The 26,793-nt window shown below is 66.5% G+C and carries 25 protein-coding genes, 1 tRNA gene and 2 pseudogenes; 10 read left to right on the top strand and 18 right to left on the bottom strand.

Annotated features, from left to right (window positions below):
• Positions 1-80 precede the first annotated feature (80 nt).
• From H504_RS38630 to H504_RS34810, 6 genes are all read right to left on the bottom strand, one after another.
• Positions 81-599, bottom strand: a complete 519-nt coding sequence (locus H504_RS38630) for a hypothetical protein (protein ID WP_051385795.1) — start codon at positions 597-599, stop codon at positions 81-83.
• A 196-nt stretch (positions 600-795) separates the two neighbouring features.
• A complete protein-coding gene (locus H504_RS0113300) occupies positions 796-1,887 on the bottom strand; it encodes a saccharopine dehydrogenase C-terminal domain-containing protein (RefSeq protein ID WP_026423179.1) in 1,092 nt (363 codons plus the stop codon).
• Positions 1,880-2,896, bottom strand: coding sequence for a saccharopine dehydrogenase (locus tag H504_RS34815; protein ID WP_035304228.1), 1,017 nt, complete (start codon positions 2,894-2,896; stop codon positions 1,880-1,882). The genes H504_RS0113300 and H504_RS34815 overlap by 8 nt, the downstream gene beginning before the upstream one ends.
• The gene (locus tag H504_RS0113290) at positions 2,893-3,738 is read right to left on the bottom strand and encodes an isocitrate lyase/PEP mutase family protein (protein ID WP_026423178.1); all 846 of its coding nucleotides are present in this window, start codon (positions 3,736-3,738) and stop codon (positions 2,893-2,895) included. The genes H504_RS34815 and H504_RS0113290 overlap by 4 nt, the downstream gene beginning before the upstream one ends.
• Positions 3,739-3,986: 248 nt before the next feature.
• On the bottom strand, positions 3,987-4,874 hold the full coding sequence (locus H504_RS0113285) for a DMT family transporter (RefSeq protein WP_026423177.1): 888 nt from the start codon (positions 4,872-4,874) through the stop codon (positions 3,987-3,989).
• 119 nt (positions 4,875-4,993) lie between these two features.
• Complete coding sequence (locus H504_RS34810) at positions 4,994-5,371, bottom strand: hypothetical protein (RefSeq protein ID WP_035304226.1); 378 nt, start codon at positions 5,369-5,371, stop codon at positions 4,994-4,996.
• A 319-nt stretch (positions 5,372-5,690) separates the two neighbouring features.
• Here H504_RS34810 and H504_RS0113275 point away from each other — a divergent pair.
• Positions 5,691-5,763 (top strand) — tRNA-Lys (locus H504_RS0113275).
• Positions 5,764-5,800: 37 nt separating this feature from the next.
• Here H504_RS0113275 and H504_RS0113270 read toward each other — a convergent pair.
• The 3 genes and pseudogenes from H504_RS0113270 to H504_RS0113260 form a co-directional block, all read right to left on the bottom strand.
• Positions 5,801-6,958, bottom strand: coding sequence for a tyrosine-type recombinase/integrase (locus H504_RS0113270; RefSeq protein WP_245614229.1), 1,158 nt, complete (start codon positions 6,956-6,958; stop codon positions 5,801-5,803).
• Positions 6,959-6,978: 20 nt separating this feature from the next.
• Positions 6,979-7,173 carry a helix-turn-helix transcriptional regulator gene (locus H504_RS0113265; protein WP_026423175.1) on the bottom strand — a complete coding sequence of 65 codons (195 nt, stop codon included), beginning with the start codon at positions 7,171-7,173 and terminating at the stop codon, positions 6,979-6,981.
• Positions 7,174-7,187: 14 nt separating this feature from the next.
• Positions 7,188-7,700 (bottom strand): annotated as a pseudogene (locus tag H504_RS0113260) (replication initiator); the annotation flags it as partial.
• Positions 7,701-8,022: 322 nt separating this feature from the next.
• Here H504_RS0113260 and H504_RS43045 point away from each other — a divergent pair.
• Positions 8,023-9,225 (top strand): NsdA family TPR-like regulatory protein, encoded by a 1,203-nt coding sequence (locus H504_RS43045; protein WP_245614228.1) that lies wholly within the window; start codon positions 8,023-8,025, stop codon positions 9,223-9,225.
• Positions 9,226-10,179: 954 nt separating this feature from the next.
• Here the strand turns inward: H504_RS43045 and H504_RS44020 are convergent.
• The 7 genes and pseudogenes from H504_RS44020 to H504_RS34790 all read right to left on the bottom strand — a co-directional run bounded on the left by H504_RS44020 (position 10,180) and on the right by H504_RS34790 (position 15,750).
• Entirely contained in the window at positions 10,180-11,118 is a 939-nt protein-coding gene (locus H504_RS44020; protein WP_483756966.1) for a recombinase family protein, read from the bottom strand.
• 111 nt (positions 11,119-11,229) lie between these two features.
• Positions 11,230-12,811, bottom strand: a pseudogene (locus H504_RS34805) (replication initiator); the annotation flags it as partial.
• On the bottom strand, positions 12,808-13,191 hold the full coding sequence (locus H504_RS0113250) for a hypothetical protein (RefSeq protein ID WP_026423173.1): 384 nt from the start codon (positions 13,189-13,191) through the stop codon (positions 12,808-12,810). The gene H504_RS0113250 and the pseudogene H504_RS34805, both read right to left, overlap by 4 nt.
• On the bottom strand, positions 13,188-14,528 hold the full coding sequence (locus tag H504_RS34800; protein WP_051385793.1) for an FtsK/SpoIIIE domain-containing protein: 1,341 nt from the start codon (positions 14,526-14,528) through the stop codon (positions 13,188-13,190). Before H504_RS34800 ends, H504_RS0113250 begins: the two co-directional genes overlap by 4 nt.
• A 291-nt stretch (positions 14,529-14,819) precedes the next feature.
• Complete coding sequence (locus H504_RS41135; RefSeq protein ID WP_157440384.1) at positions 14,820-15,134, bottom strand: AMED_5909 family protein; 315 nt, start codon at positions 15,132-15,134, stop codon at positions 14,820-14,822.
• The gene (locus H504_RS34795) at positions 15,131-15,370 is read right to left on the bottom strand and encodes a hypothetical protein (protein ID WP_051385806.1); all 240 of its coding nucleotides are present in this window, start codon (positions 15,368-15,370) and stop codon (positions 15,131-15,133) included. Before H504_RS34795 ends, H504_RS41135 begins: the two co-directional genes overlap by 4 nt.
• 17 nt (positions 15,371-15,387) lie before the next feature.
• Entirely contained in the window at positions 15,388-15,750 is a 363-nt protein-coding gene (locus tag H504_RS34790) for a plasmid replication, integration and excision activator (protein WP_245614227.1), read from the bottom strand.
• A gap of 203 nt (positions 15,751-15,953) precedes the next feature.
• On the opposite strand from H504_RS34790, the gene H504_RS0113225 reads away from it, so the two are divergent.
• Together H504_RS0113225 and H504_RS0113220 are read left to right on the top strand one after the other, a co-directional pair.
• Positions 15,954-16,697: an XRE family transcriptional regulator gene (locus tag H504_RS0113225; protein ID WP_026423172.1), complete on the top strand. Its 744-nt coding sequence runs from the start codon at positions 15,954-15,956 to the stop codon at positions 16,695-16,697.
• Positions 16,698-16,706: 9 nt separating this feature from the next.
• Positions 16,707-17,174 carry an NUDIX hydrolase gene (locus H504_RS0113220; RefSeq protein ID WP_026423171.1) on the top strand — a complete coding sequence of 156 codons (468 nt, stop codon included), beginning with the start codon at positions 16,707-16,709 and terminating at the stop codon, positions 17,172-17,174.
• A gap of 55 nt (positions 17,175-17,229) precedes the next feature.
• On the opposite strand, the gene H504_RS0113215 is transcribed toward H504_RS0113220, so the two are convergent.
• Both H504_RS0113215 and H504_RS0113210 read right to left on the bottom strand, forming a co-directional pair.
• A complete protein-coding gene (locus H504_RS0113215) occupies positions 17,230-17,625 on the bottom strand; it encodes a hypothetical protein (protein ID WP_157440383.1) in 396 nt (131 codons plus the stop codon).
• Complete coding sequence (locus H504_RS0113210; RefSeq protein WP_157440382.1) at positions 17,625-17,936, bottom strand: hypothetical protein; 312 nt, start codon at positions 17,934-17,936, stop codon at positions 17,625-17,627. The genes H504_RS0113215 and H504_RS0113210 overlap by 1 nt, the downstream gene beginning before the upstream one ends.
• A 290-nt stretch (positions 17,937-18,226) precedes the next feature.
• Here H504_RS0113210 and H504_RS0113205 point away from each other — a divergent pair, with 290 nt between their 5' ends.
• The 6 genes from H504_RS0113205 (at position 18,227) to H504_RS0113170 (ending at position 26,716) form a co-directional block, all read left to right on the top strand.
• Positions 18,227-19,576, top strand: coding sequence for a helix-turn-helix domain-containing protein (locus H504_RS0113205; RefSeq protein WP_157440381.1), 1,350 nt, complete (start codon positions 18,227-18,229; stop codon positions 19,574-19,576).
• 1,331 nt (positions 19,577-20,907) lie between these two features.
• Entirely contained in the window at positions 20,908-22,485 is a 1,578-nt protein-coding gene (locus H504_RS39775; protein WP_084467634.1) for a restriction endonuclease, read from the top strand.
• A gap of 331 nt (positions 22,486-22,816) precedes the next feature.
• Complete coding sequence (locus tag H504_RS0113185) at positions 22,817-24,382, top strand: methyl-accepting chemotaxis protein (RefSeq protein ID WP_026423165.1); 1,566 nt, start codon at positions 22,817-22,819, stop codon at positions 24,380-24,382.
• A gap of 44 nt (positions 24,383-24,426) precedes the next feature.
• On the top strand, positions 24,427-25,290 hold the full coding sequence (locus H504_RS0113180; protein WP_211239312.1) for an exodeoxyribonuclease III: 864 nt from the start codon (positions 24,427-24,429) through the stop codon (positions 25,288-25,290).
• A 170-nt stretch (positions 25,291-25,460) separates the two neighbouring features.
• Entirely contained in the window at positions 25,461-26,177 is a 717-nt protein-coding gene (locus H504_RS0113175; RefSeq protein WP_026423163.1) for a Crp/Fnr family transcriptional regulator, read from the top strand.
• 56 nt (positions 26,178-26,233) lie between these two features.
• Entirely contained in the window at positions 26,234-26,716 is a 483-nt protein-coding gene (locus tag H504_RS0113170; protein ID WP_157440380.1) for a hypothetical protein, read from the top strand.
• The last annotated feature ends 77 nt before the right edge of the window (positions 26,717-26,793 follow it).

Genomic DNA, 26,793 nt, shown 5'->3' with positions numbered 1-26,793 from the left:
TCGGGGGTGTCGCAACGGTTGGAGCCACTGGGCCAGGTTAGTCCGTGTCCTGGGCCACTACGCGGCTTCGGGCGGTGCGGCTACCAGCTCGAAGCATGGTCGGCGGTGTCGGGGGAACACGAGTCGTCACTGTCGGTGCCGTGGTCGGTGGTCGAGTCGTGGTCGTCGACGGTGTGGTCGTCAGTGTCGTGGGTGTCGTGGTCGCTCTGGTGGCTGTGGACGTCGTGGTCGAGGCTGTCGTTGAAGGCGTCGATCAGGTCGTGGTCGGGGCCGTCGTCGGTGGTGGGGTGGGCCGGGGGCAGGTCGGCGCCGGTGTCCTCGTGGCTGCCGCCGATGCCCTTGGCGTTCCAGGTGCCGAGGTTGGTGGGGTCGTTGTAGGCGGACTCGGCGACGCCGTCGTTGTCGCGGTCGAGTAAGGCCGTGTCGGCGACGCCGTCGCCGTCGGAGTCCCACATGCGGTCGTCGTAGCGGCCGTCGCCGTCGAAGTCGACCGCGATCGCGTCGTTGTGGCCGTCGCCGTCCACGTCGACGTTGGCCTCGCCGTGGTACACGTTGGGCGCGCTGTCGCCGGTGCCGAAGCGGTATTCGATGTCCGCCATGTCTGCCCCCTCGCTGGGTCGGTTGCCGGGATAGACGCGCGGCGCACCTTCTCCGGTTCCCGGGCAGGGTAGGGGGTTTTCGGTCGAAATAGGGCGGTTTCGCCGACGCAACCGGGTGGGGCGGTCGTGCGTCCGGTAGGCGCCGGGGTCCGCTGCCGCGGCGCGCTACCGGACCAACACGATCCACTGTGGAGATTTAACGGAACCCGGCCCTGATCCCGTTCCGGTCGAGGAACTCCAGCCACCGCCGGGACGCCTCGGCGCCTTCCGCCGCCCGGTGCAGCCCCGGTTCGAGCGCGCCAGAGAGGATGTCGGTGATCCCGGCCGCGAGCGGGGTGGACACGAGCCGGGCCATCGCGCTGTCGGAGTCGTCGCCGGTCTCGTCGAGCAGGTATTCGCCGGACCACTCGGTGCCGTCGTCGCCACGCACGGTCAACGCCACGGCGAGCACCACCCGGTCCCGGTCTCGCTCGGTGGTCGGGTACTTCGCCGCCAGGTCCGCGGCGAGGGCGGTGATCCGGTCCGGGTCGGGGTCGCGCAGCTCGGCGAACACCGGCGCCCAGGCGTCCAGCCAACCGTCGAGCCGCAGGGTGCCGCGCACGAACTCGGTCAGCCGCCAGTCGGCGGGCACCTGGTACTGCTCGACGAACGGCAGGCTGTCCCGGTTCGGGTAGGCCTCGAACCGCTCACCGCGCAGGATGTGCCCGGTCGTGGCCTCCCACGGACGTTCGGCGACCTGCTCGGCGCCGCCCTCGATGTAGCGGGCCGGGGAGAGCAGTGCCGTCAGCACGCCGCGGGGCGCCCAACTGAACCGGTAGCGGAACTCGTTGGGCACGGCGGGAACTCCGCCGCAGTAGGAAGTGAACGACGCGGTCGCTGGTCCCCGGACGGTCGAGCGGGCGATCAGGTCGTGCGCGAGCAGGTGGTCGATGCCCGGGTCGAGGCCGGACTCGGTCAGCACCACGACGCCCGCGTCCCGCGCGATCTCGGTGACCTCAGTGGACACGTAACTCGTGTTGGCGAAGTGGGAACCGTTGGCCAGGGCCAGTTTCAGCAGCCGGGCGTGCTCGGTCGCGGGCAACATCGAGACGACGACGTCACCTCGATCGGGCTGCAGGGAGTCGAGCGCGCGCGGAGTGACCTTGCCGGTGAGGCCAAGGCGTTCAACACACGCGGCGGCCTTGTCCGTCGTCCGTCCATAGAGGACAACGGGGTGGGACTCGGCGAGCACGCGGACACCGCCGCCGGTCGACAGGCCGGTGCCGACCCAGTGCACGGTCTCAGCCATCGACGGCCTCCTTCGCGGTGTGGAAGTGCGCCAGCGCCCGCTGCCACTCGTCACCCCGGTCGAGGGTGTGCAGCAGCGGCAGCAGGTCGTGCGAGAACGCCACGCTCGCCTCCAGCGGGAGCAGCGAGGGCAGGTTGTCGATGGCGATGACGTCGACCGGCGGGTCCGCGCGGAGCCTGCGGGCGGGCCGGTCCCAGTCGGTGACCTGGTCGTACACCGGGAGGACGTTGCAGTCGGAGGTGACGTCGCAGGTCACGTCCGCGATGACGGACAGCCGCCGGTTCGGGGCGTCCAGGTCGTGGTCGGTGACGAACGGCGGCACCGGCGTCGTGGTCAGGACGGCGTTGACCAGGACGTCGTGGTCGAGCAGGGCGGCCTTGTCCAGGTCGCGCGTCTCGGCCAGGTCCCAGCCGGTCGGCTTGATCCCAGCGACCTCGAGCGCGTCCGTCGCGCCGCGACCGCATCGACCGAGCGCGCCGATGACCAGGGCGCGGGTGTCGTCGTGATCGGCCAGCCTGGCGTCCAAGTCGTTGCGGCCCATGGGTTCCAGCGGGGTCTGGAGGGCGCCGCGCAGGTGCAGGACGGCCAAGGCGGCGCCAATGTAACCGGCCCAATAGCCGAACGCGGCGAGCCTGCGGCCAGTGGCGTCGGTCAGGTACTCCAGGTCGAGCAGGGCGCCGTCGGTGAACCGGTCCAGCAGCTCCCGCGCGCCGTGCTGGCCCTTGTACGCGTGTCCGAAGTAGACGTGTCGGTGGTGTAGTTCCGTTGGTGCGTCGGGAAGTTCTTTGAGACCGATGATGAACGCGTCTTGTGGGGCGTCGGTCCAGGAACCCGGTTCGGCGATCGCGCAGCCCACTGCGGCGTAGTCGTCGGTGCGGAACACCCGGTGCGGGGAGTCCTCGACGGTGACCGCGATCCCGGCGTCCACCAGGGTTCGGGCGTCGTCGGGGACGATGGGGGCGCGGCGCTCGGTGGATCGCACCTCGTGCCGCAACCACAGGTGGGTCATCGCTCTCCGTTCTCAAGGGCCTCGGCCTGGGCGTACGACATCGCGCCGGTGGTCAGGGTGAAGGTGCCGGACTCGACGATCTCCTGCGCGGCCAGCACGGCGGCGGTCAGCGCGGCCCTGGGCAGCGCGGAGCCGAGGCTGATCCGGCGGGCGCCGATCTCGCCCAGCTTGGCCACCGAGCAGCGCGCGGCCGGGCCGGTGGCCAGCACGTTGACCGGTTTGTCGACGGCGGCGCAGACGGCCTTCACGGACTCGATGTCCGGCAGGCCGGGGGCGTAGAGGACATCCGCGCCCGCGTCGGCGAACGCCTGGAGCCTGCGGATGGTGTCGTCCAGATCCGGTCTGCCGTAGAGGAAGTTCTCGGCGCGGGCGGTGAGGGTGAACGGGAACGGCAGCGCGCGGGCGGCCTCGACGGCGGCGGTGATCCGCTCGACGGCCAGGTCCAACCCGTGGATCGGGTCGTCGGGTCGGCCGGTGGCGTCCTCGATCGACCCGCCGACCAGGCCGGACTCGCCAGCCAGCCGGATCGTGTCGGCGACGGTGCCGGGGTCGTCACCGAACCCGTTCTCCAGGTCGGCGGAGACCGGCAGGTGCGTGTTGGCGATCACCGCGCGCGCGTTGGCCAGGGTCTCGTCCCGGCTGACCAGGTTGCGGCCGTCGGCTCGGCCGAGGCTGAACGCGAGCCCGCCGCTGGTGGTGGCCAGCGCGCGGAACCCGAGCCCGGTCAGCACCCGCGCGGTCCCCGCGTCCCACGCGTTGGCGAGGACGAACGCGCCCGGCCCGCGGTGCAGGTCGGCGAACGCCGTCCCCCGTTGGTGCTGGTCGGCTGGCGCTGTGGTCATCTCGGCCCCTTTCTGGTGGCAGGATGGGAACCCAAGCTAGTGGCCCGACCCGGACGTTGCCCGGTCTCGACCTGCCCACGACGTCCCTGGCTTCGTGACCGAAACGACCAAGTACGTCCAGTACGAGGCCGTTGCGGCGCCTTGCCAGGAACGCCGTGGCCAGGCCGATACCCAGCCAACGTCCGGGTCGAACCACTAGATCACATCGCCATCCGGCCGTGTTCGCGTGAGCCGAACGGGTGAGTGATTCACGTTCTCGCCACCGCCGGTGTCCGCCGCCGGGTCCGCGCCACCGCGACCCCGGCCAGGCAGAGCGCGCCGCCGAGCAGTGTCAACAGGCCGGGCACCTCGCCGAGGAACAGCCACGACATGACCACCACCAGGGTGGGGACGACGTACGTGGTGGCCCCCATTTTTCCGGCCGTGGTGCGGGAAAGCGCGTACGCCCACGTGTAGAACGCCAGCGCGGTGGGGAAAAGGCCGAGGTAGACCACGCCAAGACTGGCGCTGACCGGCGCCTTGCCCACCTCGTCGATGAGCTGCCCAGAGAAGGGAAGGCACGCGACAGCGCCGATCACGCACCCGAATGTCGTGACCTGCAACGCCGACCCGTGTTTCAACGCGGGTTTCTGGGAAACCACCCCGGCCGCGTAAGTCACCGCCGCGACCAGGCACAGCGCGATTCCGAGAATGGACGCCGCCCCGGATTCCGCCGTGGAAAAGCCAACCACCAGCGCGCCCGCGAACGAAACCGCCATCCCCGTCATCAGCCGCGGCGGGAATCCCTCCCGCAACAGCCACCCGCCGAGCAACGCGATCAGCAACGGCCCGATGTTGACCACCATCGCCGCGGTGCCCGCGTCGACCAGCCGCTCACCCCAGTTGAGCACCACCATGTAGCCGCCGAACCACAGCACCCCCGACACCGCGATCCCCGGCCAAGCCCCCTTCGGCGGCCACCCCTCCCGCCGTATCCCCAGGTAGACCAGCAGCGCCGCCGCCCCAGCCAGCAGCCGTCCCTCCGCCAACGCCCCCGGCGAGAAGTACCGCCCCGCGTCCCGGATGACCACGAACGCCGACGCCCACAACACCGTCGACACCGCAGCGGCGGCGACCGCCCGCCGGTCCTGATCCATTTTCGCCTCCCGGTTTTCCGGAGCCTCGCACCCCTTTCCGGTCTCCGTCAACGGATTTGGCCCGCCGTGCCCGAAATCGGGTCCCGCCCGGGTGATTCCCCCGGGCGGGACCCGCGCCTTCACCCGGAAACAATCAACGCGTACCCGGCGAACCCGTCCTTGCACTCGTACGACGTCCAGATCCCCGGCTCCCCAGCCGCCGCCGCGGTCTCACACCCCACCGACGTCGGGAAGGTGTGCAGGTAAACACCACTGAACCCCACCACGGTCGGATACACCCGCAACGTGTAAGTCCCACCCCACGACGACTCGCAGTAGTAGCTGTCGAACACGTTCCCGGCCACCCCGTTGTTGCCGCCTTCTTGGCAGTCCGCCAGGGTCCCCGTGTAGAGGATCGTCCCGCTGTCCGTCGTGCTCGCCTGCGCGACCCCCGCCGACACCACCAACGCCGCCGCCCCAGCCGCCGCCACCGCCGCGACCTTGCCCATGACCGTCATCGCCCTGTTACCTCCGTCCGCCACCCCCAGTGGGTGTCGCAGATGGACGCTACAACCGCGTGACCAGCCACAATGGACTCTTGGCCAGTACCGGACGGCCACCGCCCGTGACCACCACCCGCTTTGGTCCAGACCTGCCGGTCCCCCTTCCCATGATCTTTCCGCACCTGCCCACCCGTCCTCCCGCTCGCCAACCGGACCGGCCTCCCACTTGCTCTGTGCAACCCACAGTTACCTTTGTGACCCACACCACCCACCGGCAGGTCCCCCATCGGGCCCCCAATCCGCCCCCACCTCCGCCCGCTACACTCGGCCCCCTGGGCCGTTAGCTCAATTGGTAGAGCTGCGGACTTTTAATCCGTAGGTTCTGGGTTCGAGCCCCAGGCGGCCCACTCTTCTCCCTGGTCAGCGCCGTTCCCCCGGCGTAGGTCATGATCCATCCCCGCAGAAACCCCGCACATTCCCCAGCGCTTCGGCCGCCGCCCGGCTCACCGCGCCCCGGGCCATGTAGACGTCCTGGGTCATCGACGGCCGGGCATGCCCGAGCACGTCCGCGATCTGCCGCGCGGTGAGGCCTGCGTCATCCAGCAGGGTCGCGACTGTCCGCCGGAAGGTGCGGAAGGTGACCCACTGGTAGCCCGCCCGGTTGAGGAACGGCTTCCAAGCCCGGTTCCGCACGTTGCTCGCCTCGCGGATGGTGCCGGTGGAACTCGGGAAGATCGGTCCCGTGGTCGCCCCGGTCACCGCCTGGCGCTGGACCAACATCGCGACACACCAGTCCGTCAACGCGATCGGCCGGACCGAGTTGGCCGTCTTCCCCTCGTTGAGGATCTTGCCGCGTCCCGTGGCCCGGATGACGTTCGCGTGGACCTGGATGACCTTGCCGACCGGGTTGAACTGCTCCCAATGCGCCGCCAACGCTTCCCCGGTGCGCTCTCCCGTCGCCAGGAAGAACCGCACCAGGTCCGGCAGATCATCCCTCAGCGCCTGTTCATCCACATCAAGCTTGCCGAGCAGATCCAGCAGCTCCACTTCGGTCAACGCCCGCGACTGTGATGGCCTGTGCCGCGCCTGCCTCGAATCGATCCGCCCGATGTCCCGGGCGAGGTTCCTTTCCAAAGCCCCGTGCGTAACCGCGAACCCACAGATCCCGGAAACGATCGCCCGCACCGTCTTCGCCGAACTGGCAGTCGACTTGTCCCGCACGTCCTGGACGACGGCATTCAGGCCCATCACAGTCAGTTCATGCGCTCGCAGTTCCCCAAGTGTAGGAAGAACTACCGTCTGCAGCCGACTCCGATAGGTGTCGATAGTCCCCCACGACCCGATCCCACGCTCTGCCAGCCGTTCCAGTTCCGCCATCCACCCGGCCGCCAACGCGGAGAACTTGCTCTGCGCGCTGAACTGATTGCCCTTGGCAGGGGCCATGAAGTCCCGAATGGCAAGCTTGAGCCGTTCCTCAGCTTTGGTGGTGGTCGACCCATACCGCTCAACCTCGTAGATCTTGCCGTCGTAGTGGCGGTATCGACACCGAGCCCGGTACTGGTCCCGCCACTTCTTCGTGTAGACCTTCCCGAACGTCCCCACCGGCATAGGCGGCCGAGGCACTATGCCGCCTCTGGCTGCTCATCCACCCAGGCAATGACGTCCTCAGGGCGGAATCGCACGTACTTCCCGATTTTCCGCCCAGGTGGCCCATACTTCTTGGTCCGCCACTGGTAGATCGTCTGCTCCGGAACCCCGAGGTACTCGGAGACCTCCGGAATCCCCCACAACCGGGCGCGTGGTTGCTGGTTGCTCATACCGTTCTCCCGGGTCAGGCTGCTTGTGGTGGTGTTGCTGAAAGGTTGGCCGTGAGGATGGCGGCGTCGTATTCGGCTCTCCAGCGGATGCGTTCGCTGATGGCGTGCATGAGCAGGTGGACCCGGGGTGGGGCGGCGGGGTCGCCGGGTTTGACTTTGTGCCAGGTCAGCCGGGATCGGTCGGGTTCGGGTTTGATGATCCCGATGGCGGCGAGTGCTTGGGTGACGAAGGTTTTGCGGTCGGTTCGGTGGTCGGTGAGGGTTTTGCCGGACCATTTGCGGGAGACGAGGACTCGGCGGCCGGGGAGTCCGAGGGTGGTGCGTCGGTGTGCTCGGCTTCGGCAGTGGCCGGGGGTGGTGCGGCTGGAGATGCCGAGGGGTTGGATGCCGTAGAGCAGCCAGATGGGGCACCTGGGTGAGCACGGGGTGATCGAGAGTTCTTCGTGCAGTCGGTCGTGGTGGGCGTGTTGGCGGTCGGTGTGGGCTTCGATGACCTCGCCTGTGGCTTTGGTGAGGTAAATCGTCAATCTCTTACTGTTGATGATACAGGGCTCTGACCTGCTGTTACTTGCTCAGCGCGGTCGGCTTAGCTGGGGCATCGATGCGACCCAGGATCGACCGTGCGCCATGACCACATAATGGTCTGAACCAATATGGCGCACCGTGTTCGGTCGGGAACTGCGCGAGAGCGCGCGCCGGAGAGGCAAAGGACACGAGGTATATCCTGTGAATGCACAAGATGGACGCTTTTCACGTGGAGCGGGTGATCAGATGATCTCTGGACGTACCCCGAGAGGTGGGGGTTCCACGGGACAAGTGTCCCGACGCTGCGCAAATTGCGGTTCGCCGTTGGCGGCAGACAACACCGCGAGCATGTGCGGCAAGTGTCTTCGGGACGTCCGTGACCAACTCGCCGTGCCGGTCGAGTATCCCCGGGAGTTTTTCGAGACAGACGAGTTTCGAGCAGCCTTCGCAAGTCGAGACATCGGCAAAGTATTCAAGGCTTACCGCTTTCATCCCCATCATCTCCGAGTGTTCGGCAAGGGTCTGAACCAGGAATTACTAGGGCGATGGCTTAGCCTTACGCAGGCACAGGTGAGTAAAACTGAGAACGGCAGCAAGCCGGAACAAAACCTTGACACACTCCAACGTTACGCGCAGATTCTCCATCTGCCACAGGAGATGCTTTGGTTCGACCTTCCGGGGCAAAGTCGCCTCACGGGAAGCGGGTTGTTTTTCGGCAACCGCGCAACCACCGAAGGCGCTCTATTGGTCGAAATCGAAAAGGCTCTAGCTGGCGGTCAAGATCGAATCGACAAGATAGTTCAAGGTGAGAATCACACTGACCCCCAAGCCGTAGATACCGTGGCGACGGTCCTTGCTGGCCTCAGGAGACTAGAAGACGTAACCAATGCTTCCGCCGTCCGTCCTACCGTGCTCCAACAGGCTGAGTTGGCGACTATTCTCGCCGAAAATGCTACAGGGGACGTGCGCTCGAAATCGGTGGGTCTGCTGAGTGAGATGCATCAATATCTCGGCTGGCTGAATATACCCGACCAAAGGTGGGGGCCAGCACAGGCCCACCTTGACCGGGCTATCGCCTTGGCGTTGGAGAGCGGTGACCTGCAGCGATTGTCAACAGCGCTAAGCTTCCTTTCGTACAAGAACCTTCGACGCGACAATCTCAACGCCGCAACGGCCCTTAATGAGGCGGCCGTTCGAGACGAGAGGGTGCACGTCGGGTTGCGGACATACCTGACATTCCAAAGGGCCGAGCTACACGCTCGAAGCGGAAGTAGGAATGACGCATTACTGGCACTGCGCGAAGCGGATCACCTAAGCGACCAGTTGCCGCCCGAAGATGAGTTGCCAGACTACGCCTATTGGTACACGACCGCCTTCTTTCATGGGCAGCGTGCATTTGTTTTGCATGCGATGGGCGACGCTAGTCAAGCGAAGCGAATAGCCGCTGAAGCAATAGATATGCTACCAGGAACTTGGCGCGATTCAGAATGGGCATCACGTCGCAGGAAATTGGCAGGGTTGGACTGATCGTTTGCCGCAGCTCTTTTGGAGAGATGGCAGCCAGGGGGCGGATTTCATCAGTTCCCGCTATCGAGCGTCCGGGGCGCACTCGGCAAGCGGTCTAGCTTATTCACATGTGGAATGTTCTATGCCGTCTCTGGTATAGCCGGTTCAGGGATTCCGTGTCTTACTGGGTGGTGGCTCGCACTCCAGCGGGCTGTGGTCGAGTAGGGACACGACATGAAAACGAAGATCGTGTATTTCAGATGTTCGCCGGTGGGCAGCGAGGGTGTCACGACGCTGGCCGACGCGGGTCGGCTCAGGGAGCGGTCAGGGAGGCAGGGAGTTGTCCCGGTAGCCTCCCTGGTTGGTTCTCCCTGCGCTGACCTGGGCAGAAGTGGTTCAGGGAGGGGGCGACGTGGTGGTGTTCGCATGGTCGAAATCCGCTGGATTCGCTATGTGCCGGGGGACCGTGTGGGGTCCCTCCCTGGCGTAAGCGGGGGTGGTGGCTGCGGCATCTGAGCCGTTATCGATCACCACCGAGTTCACGGCTAGTCAAGGAAGTAGCGATGATCGTCAGGTTCATGAACGGGAAGCCAACCCCGCGGATTCTCGGTTGGGCTGTGACCGATCGGTCTCCGCCCCGGACGGGTACGCGGCGGTGCCGCAGCCCCGGCAGGGCAGACGCGACGTCGAGGGACCGTCTCAGGCGGCCGTGCGGCGCGCGAAGGGGTGCGGTCGGCCAGGCGCTCCGTCGGTCGTCAGAGCGGAGCCACAGGCCCGCCGGACGCCTGCTGTGGTGCCCACTCCTGAGCAATGGGCGCAGGAGCAGTTGAAGAACGCGCCACCGCGTTCACGGGCGTGGGCGCGTGAGGTGGCAGCCATCTACGGTCTGGACGTTTCCGGAGAGAGGTAGAAGCTCTGAAATATGAAAGGGGCCCCGGCGCCATGCCGGGGCCCCTTTCGCGTGTCGGTTGTTGCTCATTCGTCGTCTTGGCGCCACACCGGGGTAATCTGGTCGGGTGTGAAGCGAGCCCCGGGGTGGGGGGCGGGATGGACGATAACAGCGGTTAGGCTGCGCGCTATCGCTGCTTGTTTCTGTTCCAGGGTGAAGTCAGGACGGTTCCATTCGGCCTCAAGGTTCACAGCTCGTGTCACACGCGCTTGGCGTTTCGCCTCGTACTTTCGTTTTTCCGCGCGAAGCTTACTCTCCCCCTCTTCGAGTGACGCCATCAGTGGAAAATAGCGACTACCCGAAATCTGCCGCTTCTTATACGCTTCGGTAGCTTCCCTAATTTGATCGAGCACTGCTTGTAGTTCGTGCTCCTTACTCCATGGTGGCAGTTCTTCCGCGCGCTTGAGTTGAATCTTGCTCTGTTCGGCCAGGACCAGCGCAGTGATGTATTCATCGATCGGGGCGGCGGCGCGGGAAACGCGGCCGCATCCTCCGAAACCGCGTGGCGGACACTTGTAGATGACAATACGTTGACCGGCTGGTTTGCCAGCACGCTTGTCGACACGGGTGCCGCCATTCATTCGTGCGTTGCACCGACCGCATCGCGTGAACGGTGCGAGCAACCGCCGCGTGACATGGCCCCGCCCCCGTTTGGGAACCTCTGCCGAGTCCGAAGGGGTCAGCTTCGCGACCAACGCCAAGTGTTCTTCTTCGCTGACGATGGGCTCCCACTGCCCGCGAATCGGACTGCCGTCGTCATCGCGCAACACCTCCCCAAGGTAGGTGCGCCACCCGCACAGGCGAGGGTTAGTGAAAATCTGCTGAATCGTCATAGCGCGCCACTGGCCACCGTTGATCGTGGGTATCCCGCGCTTCTCCCATTCGATCGCGATCGTTCGTGGACGCACACCGCCGAGCAAGCGCGGAATTTCTCGCCGGATATGGGCGGCTTCCCGCTTGCTCATCGTGGTTCGGTCTTTTCGCCAACCGAACGCCCGGTTATGTCCGCCATGTACCTTACCGGCCAACGCTGCCCGCCGGTTCCCATCGGCCATGCGACGCGAGATGTTCCGTGACTCGCGATTGCGCTGGTCGACTTCCCGTCTCGCGCTGGAAATCCCCTCATCGGTAGTGAGATCGATGCTCCCGGTCCGACCCACCACATACACGCCGTACTGCTCGACCAGATCGATCAGATCTTCCAAGTCGCGCGGGTCGCGCATCCCACGGTCGATATTGGGCAACGCTAGCGCGTTGAACTCTCCCCGCCTAAGCGCGGTCATCATGGCGTCCCAGTCGGGCCGCACCACGCGATAGCCGTAGGTGCCGTCCGGCAGCATCACCCGTACCCGTTTGAATGCGGACACGTTGTTCTCGGGATATTCCTCACCGATGCGTCCGCCGATCCCCAGGGCGAACGGGCGAAGGTCGGCAAGCTGGTTGGTGACCTGAACGGCTGTGCCCTTGGGGTCCAACGACTCACGGCCATATAGCGCCCAAACCAGCAGCTCAGGCACGATGTCCAGATGCGTACGCCCGCCTGCGCGGCGGGGGCGGGAAGCGGTCATGCCAACCAGTGTGCAGTAAGAGAATGACGGAGTACTTGGTGAGGTATCCGATGTGGCGTCCGGCCTGGTCGCTGCCGCCGAGGATGCCTTTCGAGTGGACTTGTGTTCCGAAGGTGGCCACGTGTGCGGGTTGTGGGACTTGGTCGATGGCCTCGGCCCAGGGCATGAGCGGCCGGCGGGTGTCGGGGTCGACGAAGTGGCCGTTGTCCCAGACGGGTAGGCGGTCGCGGTAGACGAGTTCGTCGTGGGGTGGCCACCAGACCTGGAGGTAGGTCGCGGCTGTGACCTGGCGGAGTACTTCGTGGGGGATGGAGCCGCGCAGTGCGGCGTGTAGGTGTGGGGCGATGCGTCGTTGGGGTTCGATGGTGGCGAAGTACTGCACGTCCCAGCCGACGACGCGGCGGAGGTTCTGCCACCACCGGTCGACGAGGGAGGCGAAGTGGATCGCGTCGCGGGCTGCGCGGCGGTAGTCGTAGCGGTCGGGGTTGATCGGGGTGCCGTCGTTGCGGACGGGGCCGTAGGTGTCGCAGGTGAGGGTGACGAACATCGAAGGCCGGAACCCACCGGCATACTCCCTGCCCACGGTCCGTCGCTCCACCTTCCGTCGCGGCAGGTTCGGTGCCTCTTGGCGGCGTTTGGTGGACCGTTGGGGAGCACGCTTGATCGGCGCATCGACGGAGGGGAGGCGGCCTCGGACACCGAGGGCTCGCAGTTCCTCGTCCACCGAGTGGATTTCCTCCCGCAGGTCTTCCTCCTCGGAGTCGCGGTAGGCGGCGACCAGGTCCGCGCGGTAGGTCATCAGTTCGGTGTGGTCGCGGGTGGGCGGTGTCTTGTCGATGGCCGGTTCCTCGTCCAGGTGCCAGCCTTCCCGGCATTGGGTCATCCGCAGGGCACGGGCTTTGCGGGCGCAGGGGCCGCAGGCGGACTCAATGGTGGTCCCGCAGGGGATCGGGATGTACTTGAGTTCGCCGGTGTCGAGGTCGCCGACTTCCATGGTGAAGGGGCGGATGCAGACGCCGTACTTCTCTGCAGTAGCGGTGACGACGTCGGTCATGAGGGGTTGGGCGAGGCGCTCGGCGCGGGTGCTCATGCTGCCACCGCCTCAGCCGCCCAGGCCCGCAGGACCGACATGCCGACACTCTGTTGCCCGTCGGGTTCCAGGTCCGGGAACCGAGCCGGGTCGAACGCGACCCCGATGTAGACGCGGACCACGATGTCGTTGCTGATGGTGCCGATGATGTCGACGTGGACACGGTGGCCGTGCGGTGGGCGCCAGGCGTGCGCGGATGGGTCGACGAGCGTGGCTGCCCAGGTCAAGAGTTGGTTGCTGCTCTGGCACAGGTTGTCTGAGGCCAGTTGGATCACGGCGTCGTGGTGGAGGTCGGGCGCCGTGAAATGAGTTGCGTCGGTGAGCCCACACAGTTCGATGTGTTGGGCGACAGCGGTCAACACAGTGGTGAGCCTGTTCATCGGACACCGCCGATCAGGGTGGGTACGGCGAGTTCGGCCAGGTCGTCATCGGTGATGTGGAAGGCCCGCGCTCGGACTGGTTCCCGTTTGCCGTCTTCCTTGACCCAGGCGACGCCGGGGGTGTGTTCGCTGATCTCGTGGGCCGCCGCGCCGCGCTGGCGGACCCCGTCGCCCAACACCATGTCGACCTGGGTGGGTTCGTCCAGGCGCATCGCGATGCGGATGGTGAACAGGTGTCGGAAGGACACGATCTCCTTGCGTGGGTCCTGCACCAACGCCAACACCGCCGCGCCAGGCGCCCGCCCCTGCGAGGTGATCGTCTGCACCGCCCTGGCCGCGCGTTCGCGCAATGCCTTGTCGGCCTGGTAGGCGATCAGGTCGGCCAACTCGTCAACGACCAAGACCAGGAACGGGTCCCCCGACTCGGGTGACCACGATCGTCGCCGTCCTCGGTAGGAGGTGGCGCGGCGTTTGATCTCGGCGGCGAGGTCTTCGAGCAGGGTCACGGCGGCGTCCCCGTTGTCATAGGCGACCTGGGTGAACAGGCCCGGTGCCTGCCCCAACTCCATTCCGCCCTTCGGGTCGACCCCGTAGAGCCGCACCGACCCCGCCCGCACCGCTGGTGCCAGTGCCCGCACGACCGACCACAGCAGAGAGCCCTTGCCGGCCCCGGTGGAGCCGACCACCAGGACGTGGTTGCCGTGCAGCCGCAACCGCCACGCCCGCCCCGTCTCGGTGCGCCCGACCACCAATCGCCGCAGGTCCACGGCATCGGCCAACGGGGGAGCGTCCAGCGGCAGCACCAGCGGATCGGCGTGGATCAAGTCGAGCGCGATCACGCCGGGTTTGATCACCCGCACCCGGCACGACCGGGCGTCGAAGGCGTGCGCCAGCCCGGATGCGCGGGCTTCCCACTGCTCCGGGGCCTGCCCGCGCACCATCCGGACCCGCACGACGTCGCGCCACCCCTGCGCTCTGACACCGCCCAGCCCCGGGCGGTACTCCCGGCCGCGTTTGTCCCTGGTCAGCTCCGCGAGCCGCATCACCGACCGCCACCGGGTCGCGTACACCCAGAACCGCCGCAACTCCGTACGCGGCAACACCATCCACCGCGCGAACGACTCCGGCCCCCAGTACCACCACGCCGACGCCCCCAACAGCAACACGCCACCGACGACCGTGGTCGACCACTCACCCCAAGCCAGCCAACCCCACGCCACCAGCGCACACACCGCCACCGTCAGCGGATAGCGGCAGACCACACGTCCCGCCTGCCCAGCCAACCAGCAGGCCACCCACAACGTCGCGAACGGCAGCAACACCACCTTCGCCCCCACTGGCAACAACGTCCACCACGGCAAACGCGGCCGGGCCACCTCCAACGGCGCCGGATCGACCCACCGGCCCCTCACAGCCCACCACCACTACGCAGCACGGTGGACCCGTCTGGCGCCACCACAGCGCCATGCTCTAGCTTCATCACTTGTCTACTCCATGTCTGGTGTGGACAGCACAGAAGCGGACAGGCCGCCAAACCGAGATCCGCTTCTGTGCCCACGATCCCTTGAATCAGTACGAAGACGTGTGTCATCGCCACGCGAGCTTCGCGTGGTCAATCCACAATGGACTTAAGGCTTGTAGTACTCGTTCGGGTCGATGTTCGAGTCTGGGTTGTTCAGCCTCCCTTCCCAGTCGGAAGCGATGAACACTTCTGCCAGTGCCTCATTCCGGTGCCGGGTGTCGGTCGCGGCGATCGCTCGGAACACCTCCTGGCACCAGCGGTAGTACTCGATCCACTCCGTGCGGGGTGCGCCGCGCCTTGGGCCGGGCAGTACGTAGGCCCTTCCAGCGGTCAGAGTTGCCGGGATTGGGGTTCGCAGCCGCCACGACGGCCGTTGAGAGAGCGTCGGTGGTTCATTCTCCGGGATGTCCTGGCCTGTCATTGCCTGTCCCGAGGCTGCTTTGGGCTGCCGCGCTCTTGGCCATGTGTCCTCGCCGCGTCGAGTTCTGCTCGTCCAGCGGTGATCGCGGTGATGAGGGTGTCCAGAGCGGTCCGGTCCACGATCAAGGCGACGGGGAACGCCTTCCCGAATCGGATCTCGACCCGGTCGGCGAAGGGGAGCGCCTGTGCTCTGATCGGCACGTCGTCGGTGACGTGGACCTGGACCATGTCGCGCATCTCTACAGTCCAGCCGCTCACGCCGCCGTCTTCTGCTCACCGGCGGGTTTGCGGCCGGTGGAAGGGGCCTGCATCCCGGTCGCGCGGAAGCTGTGTGCGATACGGCCTTTCGCATTGGCGTACGGGGTGACGGTGAGGCCGTCGAACTCAACCGCCGGGAACGGGAATCCGTTGGGCTTCGGCGGCGGAACGGGCTGGTGGTCGGCCGCAACCTTGACCTTGAACTCAGCACCGAACCGAGCTGCCTCTTCATTGGCGTCAAGCGCTCGCACCGTCCACACGAGCTGCCCGGTGTCCTTGTCCCGTTCCTGCTGCTTGGGTGCGGCCGGGTTGTCGGAGAAGGCCATGGACGGCTCAACGCCCAGCACGAACGCACCCATGGGGAACACCTCCCCGAACCGAACCGGGAACCGCGTAGGGATGACTGGCATGGGTCGTTCCTCCTGGTCGGGTCCGCCCGAGTGGTTCCCGGACATACCCAACTTTCGTCCAAAATGGAGGACGGGAGCACCGCATGGCGGGACATCTACGGACGTCCTGTGCTAGCTTGAGACGTCCCTAAACGTCACCGGGGAGGGCGGGCATGGCCAACGAGCGTCTCCGAGACGCGCTGCTCAGGAACGGTCTGGACCTGGATCAGATCGCCAAGGCGACCAACGTCGACCCCAAGACCGTCGAGCGTTGGATCACCAAGGGGCGGACGCCTTACCCGCGTCACCGCCACACCATCGCCTTGATGGTCCGTGAGACGGAGAACTACCTGTGGCCGGACGCGGTGGCGCCCGAACGGAAGACGGAGATCGGCACGTCAGAGGTGGTCAAGCTCTACCCGCACCGCCATTCAGTGCCCGCTGAGACCTGGGACCGGCTGCTGGAAGGCGCCAACCGCTACATCGAGATCTTGATCTACGCGGGCATGTTCCTCGCCGACAATCCGCGTTTCATCCGCACCTTGCAGGCGAAGGCGGCGGATGGGGTGAAGGTCCGCGTCTTGCTCGGTGATCCCGCGTCCCGAGCACTCGCTCAACGCGGCGAGGAGGAAGGGATCGGGCGCGAGGCTATCCCGGCCAAAGCCCGCAACTCGCTCGCGTTCTTCCGTCCGGTTGCCGAAACGCCGGGGGCTGAGGTTCGCGTCCACGGCACGACGCTCTACAACAGCATCTACCGGTATGACGATGACATGTTGGTCAACACCCATGTGTACGGCTACGTGGCCGGGCACGCGCCACTGATCCACCTTCGCCGTCTCTCCGGTGGGGATCTGTTCGAGACCTATTCCGAGAGCTTCGACAGCGTGTGGAGCTTGGCCAAGCCCCCGAGGTGGTAGGAGACTCCTATGGCACGCACCGACTACTACCACGATCCTAACGCGCCGACTCCGAACAGCATCGTGGTCGCCGTCACCGCGTACATCACCAACGCTGACGGGCACCTGCTCCTGATCAGGCGGACGGACAACGACCTGTATTCGATCCCTGGCGGTGCTCTCGACGTGGGGGAAACCCTTACGCAGACGGTGATGCGCGAGGTCAAGGAAGAGACTGGCATCGACGTCGAGGTGACCGGCTTGGTGGGGATCTATAGCGACCCGGGTCATGTCATCGCCTACACCGATGGCGAGGTTCGACAGGAGTTCTCGATCTGCTTCCGGGCTGGAGTAGTCGGCGGAACGTTGCGAACCAGCGACGAGAGCAAGGAAGTCGGGTGGCATCCGGTCGATTCGCTGGGCGATCTGAACATGCACCCGACCATTCGGCTTCGGATACAACACGGGAGCCAGAACCAGGCCCCGTACTTCACCTAGGTAGCGCCGTCCCGCGCCAGGTTGGAATCGCTCGTTGGCCGGCGCGGGACGGGTGCTAACCCGCGTGCGTGTGGAGCCAGTCGAGAACCCATTCACCGAGCTGGTTGCCGCTGAGGCCGCTGACGTCTTCCTCACCGAGCGGTGCGGTGACGGTCACCGCCGTTCCGGCGAAGCGTCCGAATACGCTGACGTCGGACTCGCCCGGCTCCCTGCCTACCCGCATGTACAGCCAAGTGTTGGTCAGGGTGTCGCGCCAGTCCAGCAGACGGGCGCAGGATTCGCTGAGCTCACCGGACACGCGGATCTCCACACGGCTGGACGATGAGCGGGTCGTGAACACGGTGACACTGCTGGTCCACAGGTTGTTCTGCTCGATGTGCTCGCGGATGGAGTTGGTCGCGCGAGTGATCTCGTCCCACATCGCAGCGGGCGCAGCGGTCGTGGCAGTCATCACGCTGCCACCGCCTGGTGGACCTGGAGCCAGCGGCATGCCTCGATGACCCGATAGGCCATGCTGTCGAGGTTGTCGACCTCTATGCCGCCATCCTCGCAGAAGGCATCGTCGGCCAGGCTGGTCAGCAGGTTTCGCGCATGACCGATGACGTAGTTCAGGTCCTCCACCAGCGACGGCACCCCACCGGGCCACGACTGCCCACGCTTGGCGTTGGCGAGGACCTTAGCCGTGGTCTGTGGAGGTCGGGACAACAGGTACACATCGCCGTTCTCCGGTGTCACTGGCTTCGGTCGCTGCTGTTCGCTCATGGTTACTCCAAACGGCCGTCGGTTGGGTCACCGAGGATGCGGGCATGCGCCGCTCGAAGGAGAGACCGCCACTTGGCTCTTGTGCGGCCATCGCGCGAGGTACTGGACCCGTTGGCGCGCTGACCCCTGACCCTGATGGGCCGGGTAAATATCGGTGGGGTGATATGCCCGGCGTATATACCGGTCGTCTCATCGCGTTTGTGGCGTGACGGGTCACTCCGGCGTTGTTACCTTGGGTACCTGGTCCGCTACTAGGGGTGTGACCAGCGCCGATGCGGAAGCAGGCAGGCATGAGCACCTGGGGCAACCTCTATGAGCGGCCGGACCCGGCGATCTGGGACCAGCCCATCGTCCGGTCCGCTCTCGCCGAACGCGACATGGTCACCGTCTACCGTGCCCTCAAACGTCACGGTGTTTCCCAGCGACGGATCGCGCTGCTCACCGGCCAGGCCCAGCCCGAGGTCTCCGCCATCGCCCGAGGCCGCCAGGTCATGACCTACGACGTCCTCGCCCGCATCGCCGACGGCCTGGGCATCCCCCGCGGTTTCATGGGCCTCGCCTACATCCCCACCTCGGAGAACCCCACTCACCAAGATCCCTCCCAGAGAGAGGCGGTGTCACCCGTGCCCGACCGACGAGAGTTCATGGGCCTGCTGGCCAAGATCGCCATGGGCGCCACCCTCACCAGCGCCGACCTCGCCCTCCTCAGCAGTCCCGCCGTCGCCACCCCCACCCCCTCCCGCGTCGGCCACACCGAGGTTGACCAACTCCGTGAACTGACCCGCGTTCTCTGGACCCAAGAACAGAAACTCGGCGGTGGCGCAGTCCGTGACGCCGTCATCGCCCAACTCGGCTGGGCACGCGGCCTACTGAAGGCCACCCACACGGATGACGTCGACCACCAGCTCCGCGCTACTCTGTCCGACCTGCTGGCCCTCGCCGGTTGGGCCTCCCACAGCGTCGGCCTCCCCGGCCCCGCCCTCCGTTACACCGGCCAAGCCCTCGCCGTTGCCCGCGAAGCCAACGACCACCTCCGCGCCGCCCTGGCCCTCAACCAAATCGGCCGCGTCTACGTCCAAGACCGCCACTACACCGAAGCCCACAACGCCTTCACCCTCGCCGCCCTCTCCGCCGACCATTCCACCTCCGGCGAAGCCCGAGCCCTCATCCTCGCTTCCCATGCCCGCGCCTACGCCGAGTCCGGAAACGTAGCCCGCGCCATCGACACCCTCACCCGCGCTGAAGACGCCCTCACCTACTCAGGCGGCGCCCCATTGCCCCAGCCCCGCACCTACACCCACACTCTCCTTACCGGCGAAACCGGCCTCGTCTACACCATTCTCGCCACTCATGAACCCGCCTACGCAACCAAAGCCATCGACACCCTCACGGAAGCCACTTCTCAACCCCACACCACCCGCACCAAACGCCTCACCTTCCTCCTCGCTGACCTAGCCACCGCCCATCTCGCCGGCGGCGACGCGGAAACCGGTGTCGCCATCGGCCACCGAGTCGCAGACATGGCGACTCACATCCGCTCGAATCGGCTTGCCGAACACCTTGCCAGCCTCCGTGTAGCGGCTCAACTCCATTCACCTAACTCGCCTGCTGCAGCACTTATTCACCACATTCCGACATAGTCTTTTGAAGGACATATCCTTGCGCGCAAGTCTTCGCCAGTCTTGACTCCTCAGTGCATTCTGATGTTTGAGCCATGAAGCTTCCTTCCGGCGCGAGTCTTTCTCGGCATACCTTGAGCACCGCATCGACGTCTTCGTCAGCGCCGTAGGCAAGATGGCTGCTAATGACCCTGAGATGCTTCGAACGATGGACTCAGAGACCAAGACATGCGTCGCCCCAGGCGCGGTTTAGGCCGCCTACTGCTGAACTTGCCTCTATGGGATCAAGGCCGCGCCGCCTGCGCGGCGCGGCTTGCGGGCCGGTCACCTGGGTGGGTGGTTCCGCATCCATCGCGCTACGGCGCGGGCTGCCGCTTCGCTACGCCCGCGCGAGCGCGCGGCGCGGCCGGGCACCGGGTGAGGGTGCGCCGCTCCGCGCAGGCGACGCGACTGGAGTCGGGGTGAGCTGGCGGGAGGTCACCGCGGCTTCGGGCGGGTGCTTCCTCGGCCTCGAGCGTCTAACGGTGGGAGGTCGCTATCAAGGGCGCCTGCGGCGTCGCTGCGCGATGGAGCAAGCTCCACCCTTGACACCAACCTCCCACCGCTAGGGATGGCCTGTGCGAGGAAGTGGGGAGGGTCTGGCAGCGGGTGGGAACGAGATCAAAGCCCGCTGAAACCCCGCACAAACGACGTGAAACGACCACCGGCTGCGGGGAAGGATCACCGGTAGTCGGTGGCCGTTTGTGCAGGTAGTGATAGGTGTGGATAGTCCATAGAAGACAGTGGTTAGGGCGGAGCGGGGACCCGTAGGTTCTGGGTTCGAGCCCCAGGCGGCCCACTCTTCTCCCTGGTCAGCGGCGCTGTAGCCGGACGGTCCTAGATCATCTTCACCGTTTACTCACCGTTTTCGCGGCCCCATCGCTCGGCCTGGAGCTTGTCGGCGGTCGTCCGGTTGACCGCGCCCCGGCCCATGTACACGTCCTGGGTCATCGATGGTCGGGCGTGACCCAGGAGGTCCGCGATCTGGCGTGCGGTGGCCCCGGTTTGTCGAGGATGGGTGACCCGGCTGTTGGTTGGGCTGCTGAGGATGCGGGCAATCGTCATCTGCCTCTTGTGTGGCTATCGGGTGGGGTGCTGGGTGCGTTGGTGTGGCGAAACCTGACCTCGGTAGGTCTGCTGGATCTCGGTGGGGCGATATGTCCGGCATATAGGCCCACTCGCCCTCGTAAGCCGTCGACCCTTGCCGCGGTCGGCCGTGTTCTCTTCGCTTGGCTGCTTGAGTCCGGTGATCCTGGACCGTGGTTCTACTACCATGTGTACCCGGGTGATTACTGGAGCAGGGGGAGGCGTGGATGGCGGGAGCCAAGGGTGGTGCGCGGCCTGACTGGGAACGCCAGCAGAGGGCACTCGCGCGTCAGGTGGAGCAAGAGCAGCGGGCGGCGGAGCGTGCGCGCGTTGCGGCGGAGAAGGCGGCGAAGCAGAGGCATCTGGAGGCGCGTGTCGCTGATACCGAACGCAAGAACCAGAAGCTTGAGCGAACTGTTGAGTCATTGAACAATCTTCTTCGGGGTGGGTTGTCCCGGTCTGCTCGGTTCGACCTCGGTGCGCTGCGGGTGGTTCCGAAGGTGCCGCAGTTGGATCTTGGGGATTTGGCTGATCCGGTGCGTAAGCCCGACTGGGGGCAGTATTCACCTCGTTCGCCAGGCGCTGTCTCTCGTTTGTTTGGCGGGGCCGCTCGGTATGAGCGCGAACTGGAGATCGCCAAGGCGAGATACGAGCGTGCGGTTGGTGAAGCCGAGAAGGCCGAGGTGGAACGCCAGCGGCGGGTGGTCGTGGCGAGGGAAGAACATGGTCGGCGTGTTGCCAAGGCGGAGGCTGGTGCCCGCGAACAGAACTTGGTCGTAGATAAACACATCCGGGGGTTTGCTGCTCGGGAAAAGGCGGCAGTCGAGGGCTATTTTGGGCATGTGCTCAAGCGGGTGCCGCTGCCGAAGGGGTTTCCGCACAACGTCGACGTTACGTTCAACCCTCGATCTGAACAGGTCATCGTGCGTTTCGAGTTGCCGCCGCGGACGGTGGTGCCTGCTGAGGCGGGCTACCGGTACCTGTCCACCAAGGACGAGGTGCGCTCGGTCGCGCGACCGAAGAACGAGGTCGCCGCGCTCTACCGCAGTGTGATCAGCCAAGTCGCGTTGCTGTGCGTGCGTGATCTGTTCGACGGCGATCGGACGTTGGCTTCGGTTGGGTTCAACGGCCATGTGCATGCGACGAATCCGGCGACGGGAGAGCACGAATATCCGTGCATCATCAGTATCAGTGTTGAGCGTGGCGCGTTTCCTCCGGATAGCAACTTGGAAAAGGTGTCACCGGAGGCCTGTGTTCGCCATCTGAAGGCCATCGTGTCGAGTCACCCGTACGAACTGGAGCCCATCCAGCCGATCCTGGACTTCGACCTCAGCAAGTTCTCGTTCGTCGATGGATTCGACGCTGTCTCCACCCTTGACTCCCGGCCCGACCTGATGGACATGTCGTACACCAACTTCGAACACCTCGTGCGGCAGATCTTCGAGGCGCAAGGTGCGGAAGGCTGGACAACGCAGCAAAGCAATGACGACGGCGTGGACGCGGTGATTGTGCAGCGCCAGGCGTTGATGGGTGGTCTGAGCATCGTTCAGGCGAAGCGCTACAGCAGGTCGATCGGGGTGAACCACATCCGCGAGCTCGCGGGAGCGATGGAGGAGAAGAAGGCCGGTTGGGGGATTCTGATCACGACTTCCTGGTTCACGCCCAAGTGTTGGGAGAAGGCGCGGGAGCATGGTCGGATGGAGCTGATTGATGGCGAACGACTGGTTTACCTCATCAAGGAGCACCTCAAGAAGGACGTGCTGATCGGGATTTCCGATCGGCCACGATCACGGTCTGAGCAGTAGTAAGCGCGGGAGGCCTCACCCGATGGTGCGGGCGGCGTGGTCGCCCATGCGGGGGTGTCAACGGCAGGTCTGCCCGCACGTCGGGCGCATACGCTGTGTCTTGTCTTTCTCCCCCTTTGAAAGACAAGGTGCGGGGGCGGTCAGGGATTCTGTCGGGGCCTTGACCGCTCCCGTGCCCCACGGGCGGACGACCCCGGTTGTCACGGAGGGTGGCGTCGAACCCGAATCAGCCACGATGGGTGCCCTGACCGGGCGGTACCCGCGCATATCTCTCAGACGGCCCCGCGTGCTGCCAATTGCCCCGGGCGTACCCGCGCCGAGAGGATGTGTCATGGGGTTGACCGTGAGGGGCCGCTTGGGGTTGATGGCGAGTGGGGGCGTGGTGGCTCTCGGTGTGATGGCGGGGGTCGCGGGGTACGCGTCTGGGGCGCAGGGGACGGCTACCGACGAGTTGGCCAAGGTCAGCGCGGCGATGAGCGCTCAGTGGAACGCGGACATGATGCACGACGCGGTTCGTGGGGATGTCATGGCGGCGGTGAGTGCGCAGTCGGCGGCGGAGCGGAAGGCGTATTCCGTTGATGAGGTGTCGCAGCACACGGCGGACATGACGGCGCAGTTCGACACGGCGGCCGCGGGGGCGCCCGCGGCCATCCAGGTGGAGTTCGGGCAGGCGCGGGCTTCTGTGTTGGACTACGAGCAGAAGGCGCAGGCGATCGTGGCCGCGGCGGCGACTGATCCGGTCGCGGCGAAGGCGTTGGTGCCCGCCTTCTTGGACGTTTTCGGTCAGTTGGAGGAAAGGCTCGGGCAGTTCGACGACCAACTGTCCGCCGCCGTCGACCAGAAGCGGGCGGACGCGGACGACATCGGGTCGACCAACCTGACGCTGATCATCCTTTGTGGACTGGCGGCGGCCGTGGCGTTCGCCGGGATCTCGGTGTGGACGATCAGGACCGTGCGCGGGCCGCTGCTGCGGATGGCGCGCGGGCTGCAGGCCATGGCCGCGCGGGATCTGACCGGGCGGGTGGAGCACCCCCGGCGCGACGAGCTGGGCGAGATGGCGGACGCGATCAACGCGACGGCCGGGGCGATGCGCGAGGTGTTGACGTCGATGGGCGAGGGCACCGCGACGCTGCTGGCGGCCGGGGCCGACCTGGACGACGTGTCCGGCCGGTTGGGCGCGGCGGCCGAGGAGACGTTGGCGCGGGCCAACGACGTCGCCGAGTCGGCGGGGCACGTGACGTCGACGGTGTCCGAGATCGCGGCAGCGTCGGCACAGATCGGGGCCTCGGTGGACAGCGTGGCGCGGGCGAGTTCGGACACCGCGTCGGTGTCGGCGCAGGCGGTGCGGGCGGCCGAGGAGACCGCGGCTGGTGTGCAGCGGCTGCGCACGGCGAGCCGGGAGATCGACGAGATCGTGCGGGCCATCACCTCCATCGCCGAGCAGACGAACCTGCTCGCGCTCAATGCCACCATCGAGGCGGCCAGGGCGGGCGCGGCGGGCAAGGGGTTCGCGGTGGTCGCGGGCGAGGTCAAGGACCTGGCGCAGGAGACGGCGACGGCGACCGAGAACGTGAAGGCCAAGATCGGCGTCATCCAGACCATGACCGGGGAGGCGGTCGAGGCGATCGACGGCATCCGGGACGTGATCACCCGCATCAACGACGGCCAGCACGGCATCGGGGTCGCGGTGGACGAGCAGACCCGTACGACCGGCCGGATCACCGCCGGGGTCGGCGAGGTCAGCCACACGACCGGCCAGATCCGGGACAGCCTCGACGGCATCTCCGGCAGCGCGACGGCGACCGCGGAGGGCGCGAGCGCGACCCAGCGCTCGGCGGCGACCCTGGCCGCGACCGCACGCCAGGTCAACGACATCATCGGCACGTTCACCTACTAGTGAGCCTCTAGGCCGTACGACCGATCGCGCCCGTGACGACTACCGTGGCCAGGGTGCGCGTGGCTACCTGGAACGTGAACTCGGTCAAGCAGCGGCTCCCCCGGCTGCTGCCCTGGTTGGACGAGCGGCGGCCTGACGTCGTCTGCCTGCAGGAGACCAAGCTCGCCGACGACGCGTTCACCGCGTTGCTGGCCGAGCCGTTGGCGGAACGCGGCTACGAGTTCGCGCTCAACGGTGAGGTGCAGTGGAACGGTGTGGCGCTCCTGTCGCGGGTAGGGCTGGATGACGTCGTGCGCGGCATCCCTGACGGTCCGGGCTTCCCGCACCAAGAGGCTCGCGCGGTCTCCGCTACCTGCGGCGGTGTACGCGTCCACTCGGTCTATGTGCCGAACGGCCGCGTACCCGAGTCGGACCACTACTACTACAAGCTCAAGTGGCTGGCCGCACTCAAGGACGTCGTGGCCGCAGGCCCCAAAGAGGTCCTCGTCTGCGGTGACATCAACATCGCCCCTACGGACGCGGACGTGTTCGACCCAGAGGCCTACGTCGGGCACACGCACGTGACGGAGCCGGAACGAGCCGCGCTCGACGAGATAGTCCAGCTCGGGCTACATGACGTTGTCCGCGACCGGTGGCCCGATGAGCGGGTCTTCACGTACTGGGACTACCGCGCAGGCATGTTCCACAAGGACCTCGGCATGCGGATCGACCTCGTGCTCGCAGGGTCACCCGTGGCGGACCGGGTCGCTGCGGCGTGGGTGGACCGCCATGCGCGTAAGGGGACCGGGCCGAGCGACCACGCGCCGGTGGTCGTCGACCTGGACGAGGCGCCGGACGGGGACATCGGGCCGCTGGTGCCGCCGCCGTCGTTCCGTGGTCGTACCGGGAAGCTGCCGCAGTCCCGCTGAACCCGGGTCGCTCGAAAAGGGCAAAGTACTACTGGGAGTAGCGCGACCCGGGGAATTCGTCGTGGGCTGTTCCGGGCCATCACGGTGGCATCGGGGTGATTGCCCGGCACGGGGTCGGCGACGGCGGCAGGCTGGATTCCGTCGTCCGTACGACGCACCGGGGAGACGACGTGACCGCTGACTCCGACTGGCCGCCCAGCAGCCTGCTCGGTCGCCTCGCCGAGCGCACCAGGGCGGCGCTGCTCGCCGCCGGTTCGGAGATCCGGTACCCGCGCAACCACTACCTGCTGCGCCAGGACGAGGAGGGCGACATCGCCTACCTGATCATCGAGGGCGCGGTGAAGGTGTTCGTGGAGACCGCCAGCGGCACCAAGAGCCTGCTGGGCATCCGCGTCGCGGGCGACATGGTCGGCGAGATGGGCGCCATCGACCCGGACGCCCGCCGGTCGGCGACCGTGCAGGCCGCCACCCCGCTGGTGGTCCGCTCGGTGCACCGCAACCGCTTGCGCGCGTTGATGGCGGACTACCCGGACCTGGCCATCGAGGTCAGCCGCATGATCAGCTCCCGGCTGCGCTGGGCCAACCGCCGCCGGGTGGACGCCACCATCAAGGACGGCCGGATCAAGCTGAGCAGGCTCATCGTGGAATTGGCCACCTACTACGGCCAGCGGGTCGGCGAGCACTGGGACCTGAGCTTCCAGCTCACCCAGCACGAGCTCGGCTACATGGCGGGCCTGGCCAACCGCACCGTCGAGAAGGCCCTCGCCGACCTGGAACACGAACGCGTGATCAGCAAGGCGTACCGCAAGATCCGCGTCGTCGACATGCCCCGACTGCGCCAGATCGCCGGGTGGGGCGACAATCCGCCGCCATGCGTAGTGCCCTAGGCTGAAGTGTCGGAGAGTGTCGGTCGCACCCCCTCTCGACACGAAAGGCTCAATCCATGCCACCGATCGGCGCAGAGGCCGCCCAACTCTGCGTTGCCGCCGCTGGATCCCCACGGCAGCACGCCGAAAAGGTGCTCACCGCCGCGGTCGATCACGCCCACCTGACCGCCCACTGGCTCCCCGACACCCTCACCGGCGTCCTGCACCCCGCCGACCCCGCCGCCATTCCCCACTTCCTGCCCGCCTTGGCCTGCGAACTGGCCGCCCACAACACCGCACACCCGCGACTCCGCCTGCGGGTCGCCGTTCACCTCGGCACCCCCGCCGAAGCCCAAGACCTGCTCACCGCCCCACCCCTCGCCGACACCCTCGACGAGGCCCCGGACGCCAACCTGGTCGTGCTGCTCTCCGACCGGGTCGGTACCGGCCCGATCCCGGCGGCCGACGAGATCCGGTTGCGCGCCAACGTGATCACCGACCGCGCCTGGCTGTGGGTACCGGGATGGCGGTCGGGTGCCCGGGAACCGGTGTCGCGGTGACGGATTCGGCGAGTCCGACTGGCGAATGGGGTCAACCGGGATCCCGCTGATCATCGGACGATCCGGTTCGGCGGCGG

The sequence above is a fragment of the Actinokineospora inagensis DSM 44258 genome (assembly GCF_000482865.1).
Lineage (GTDB): Bacteria > Actinomycetota > Actinomycetes > Mycobacteriales > Pseudonocardiaceae > Actinokineospora > Actinokineospora inagensis.
This window is presented reverse-complemented; position numbering and strand designations above follow the sequence as displayed.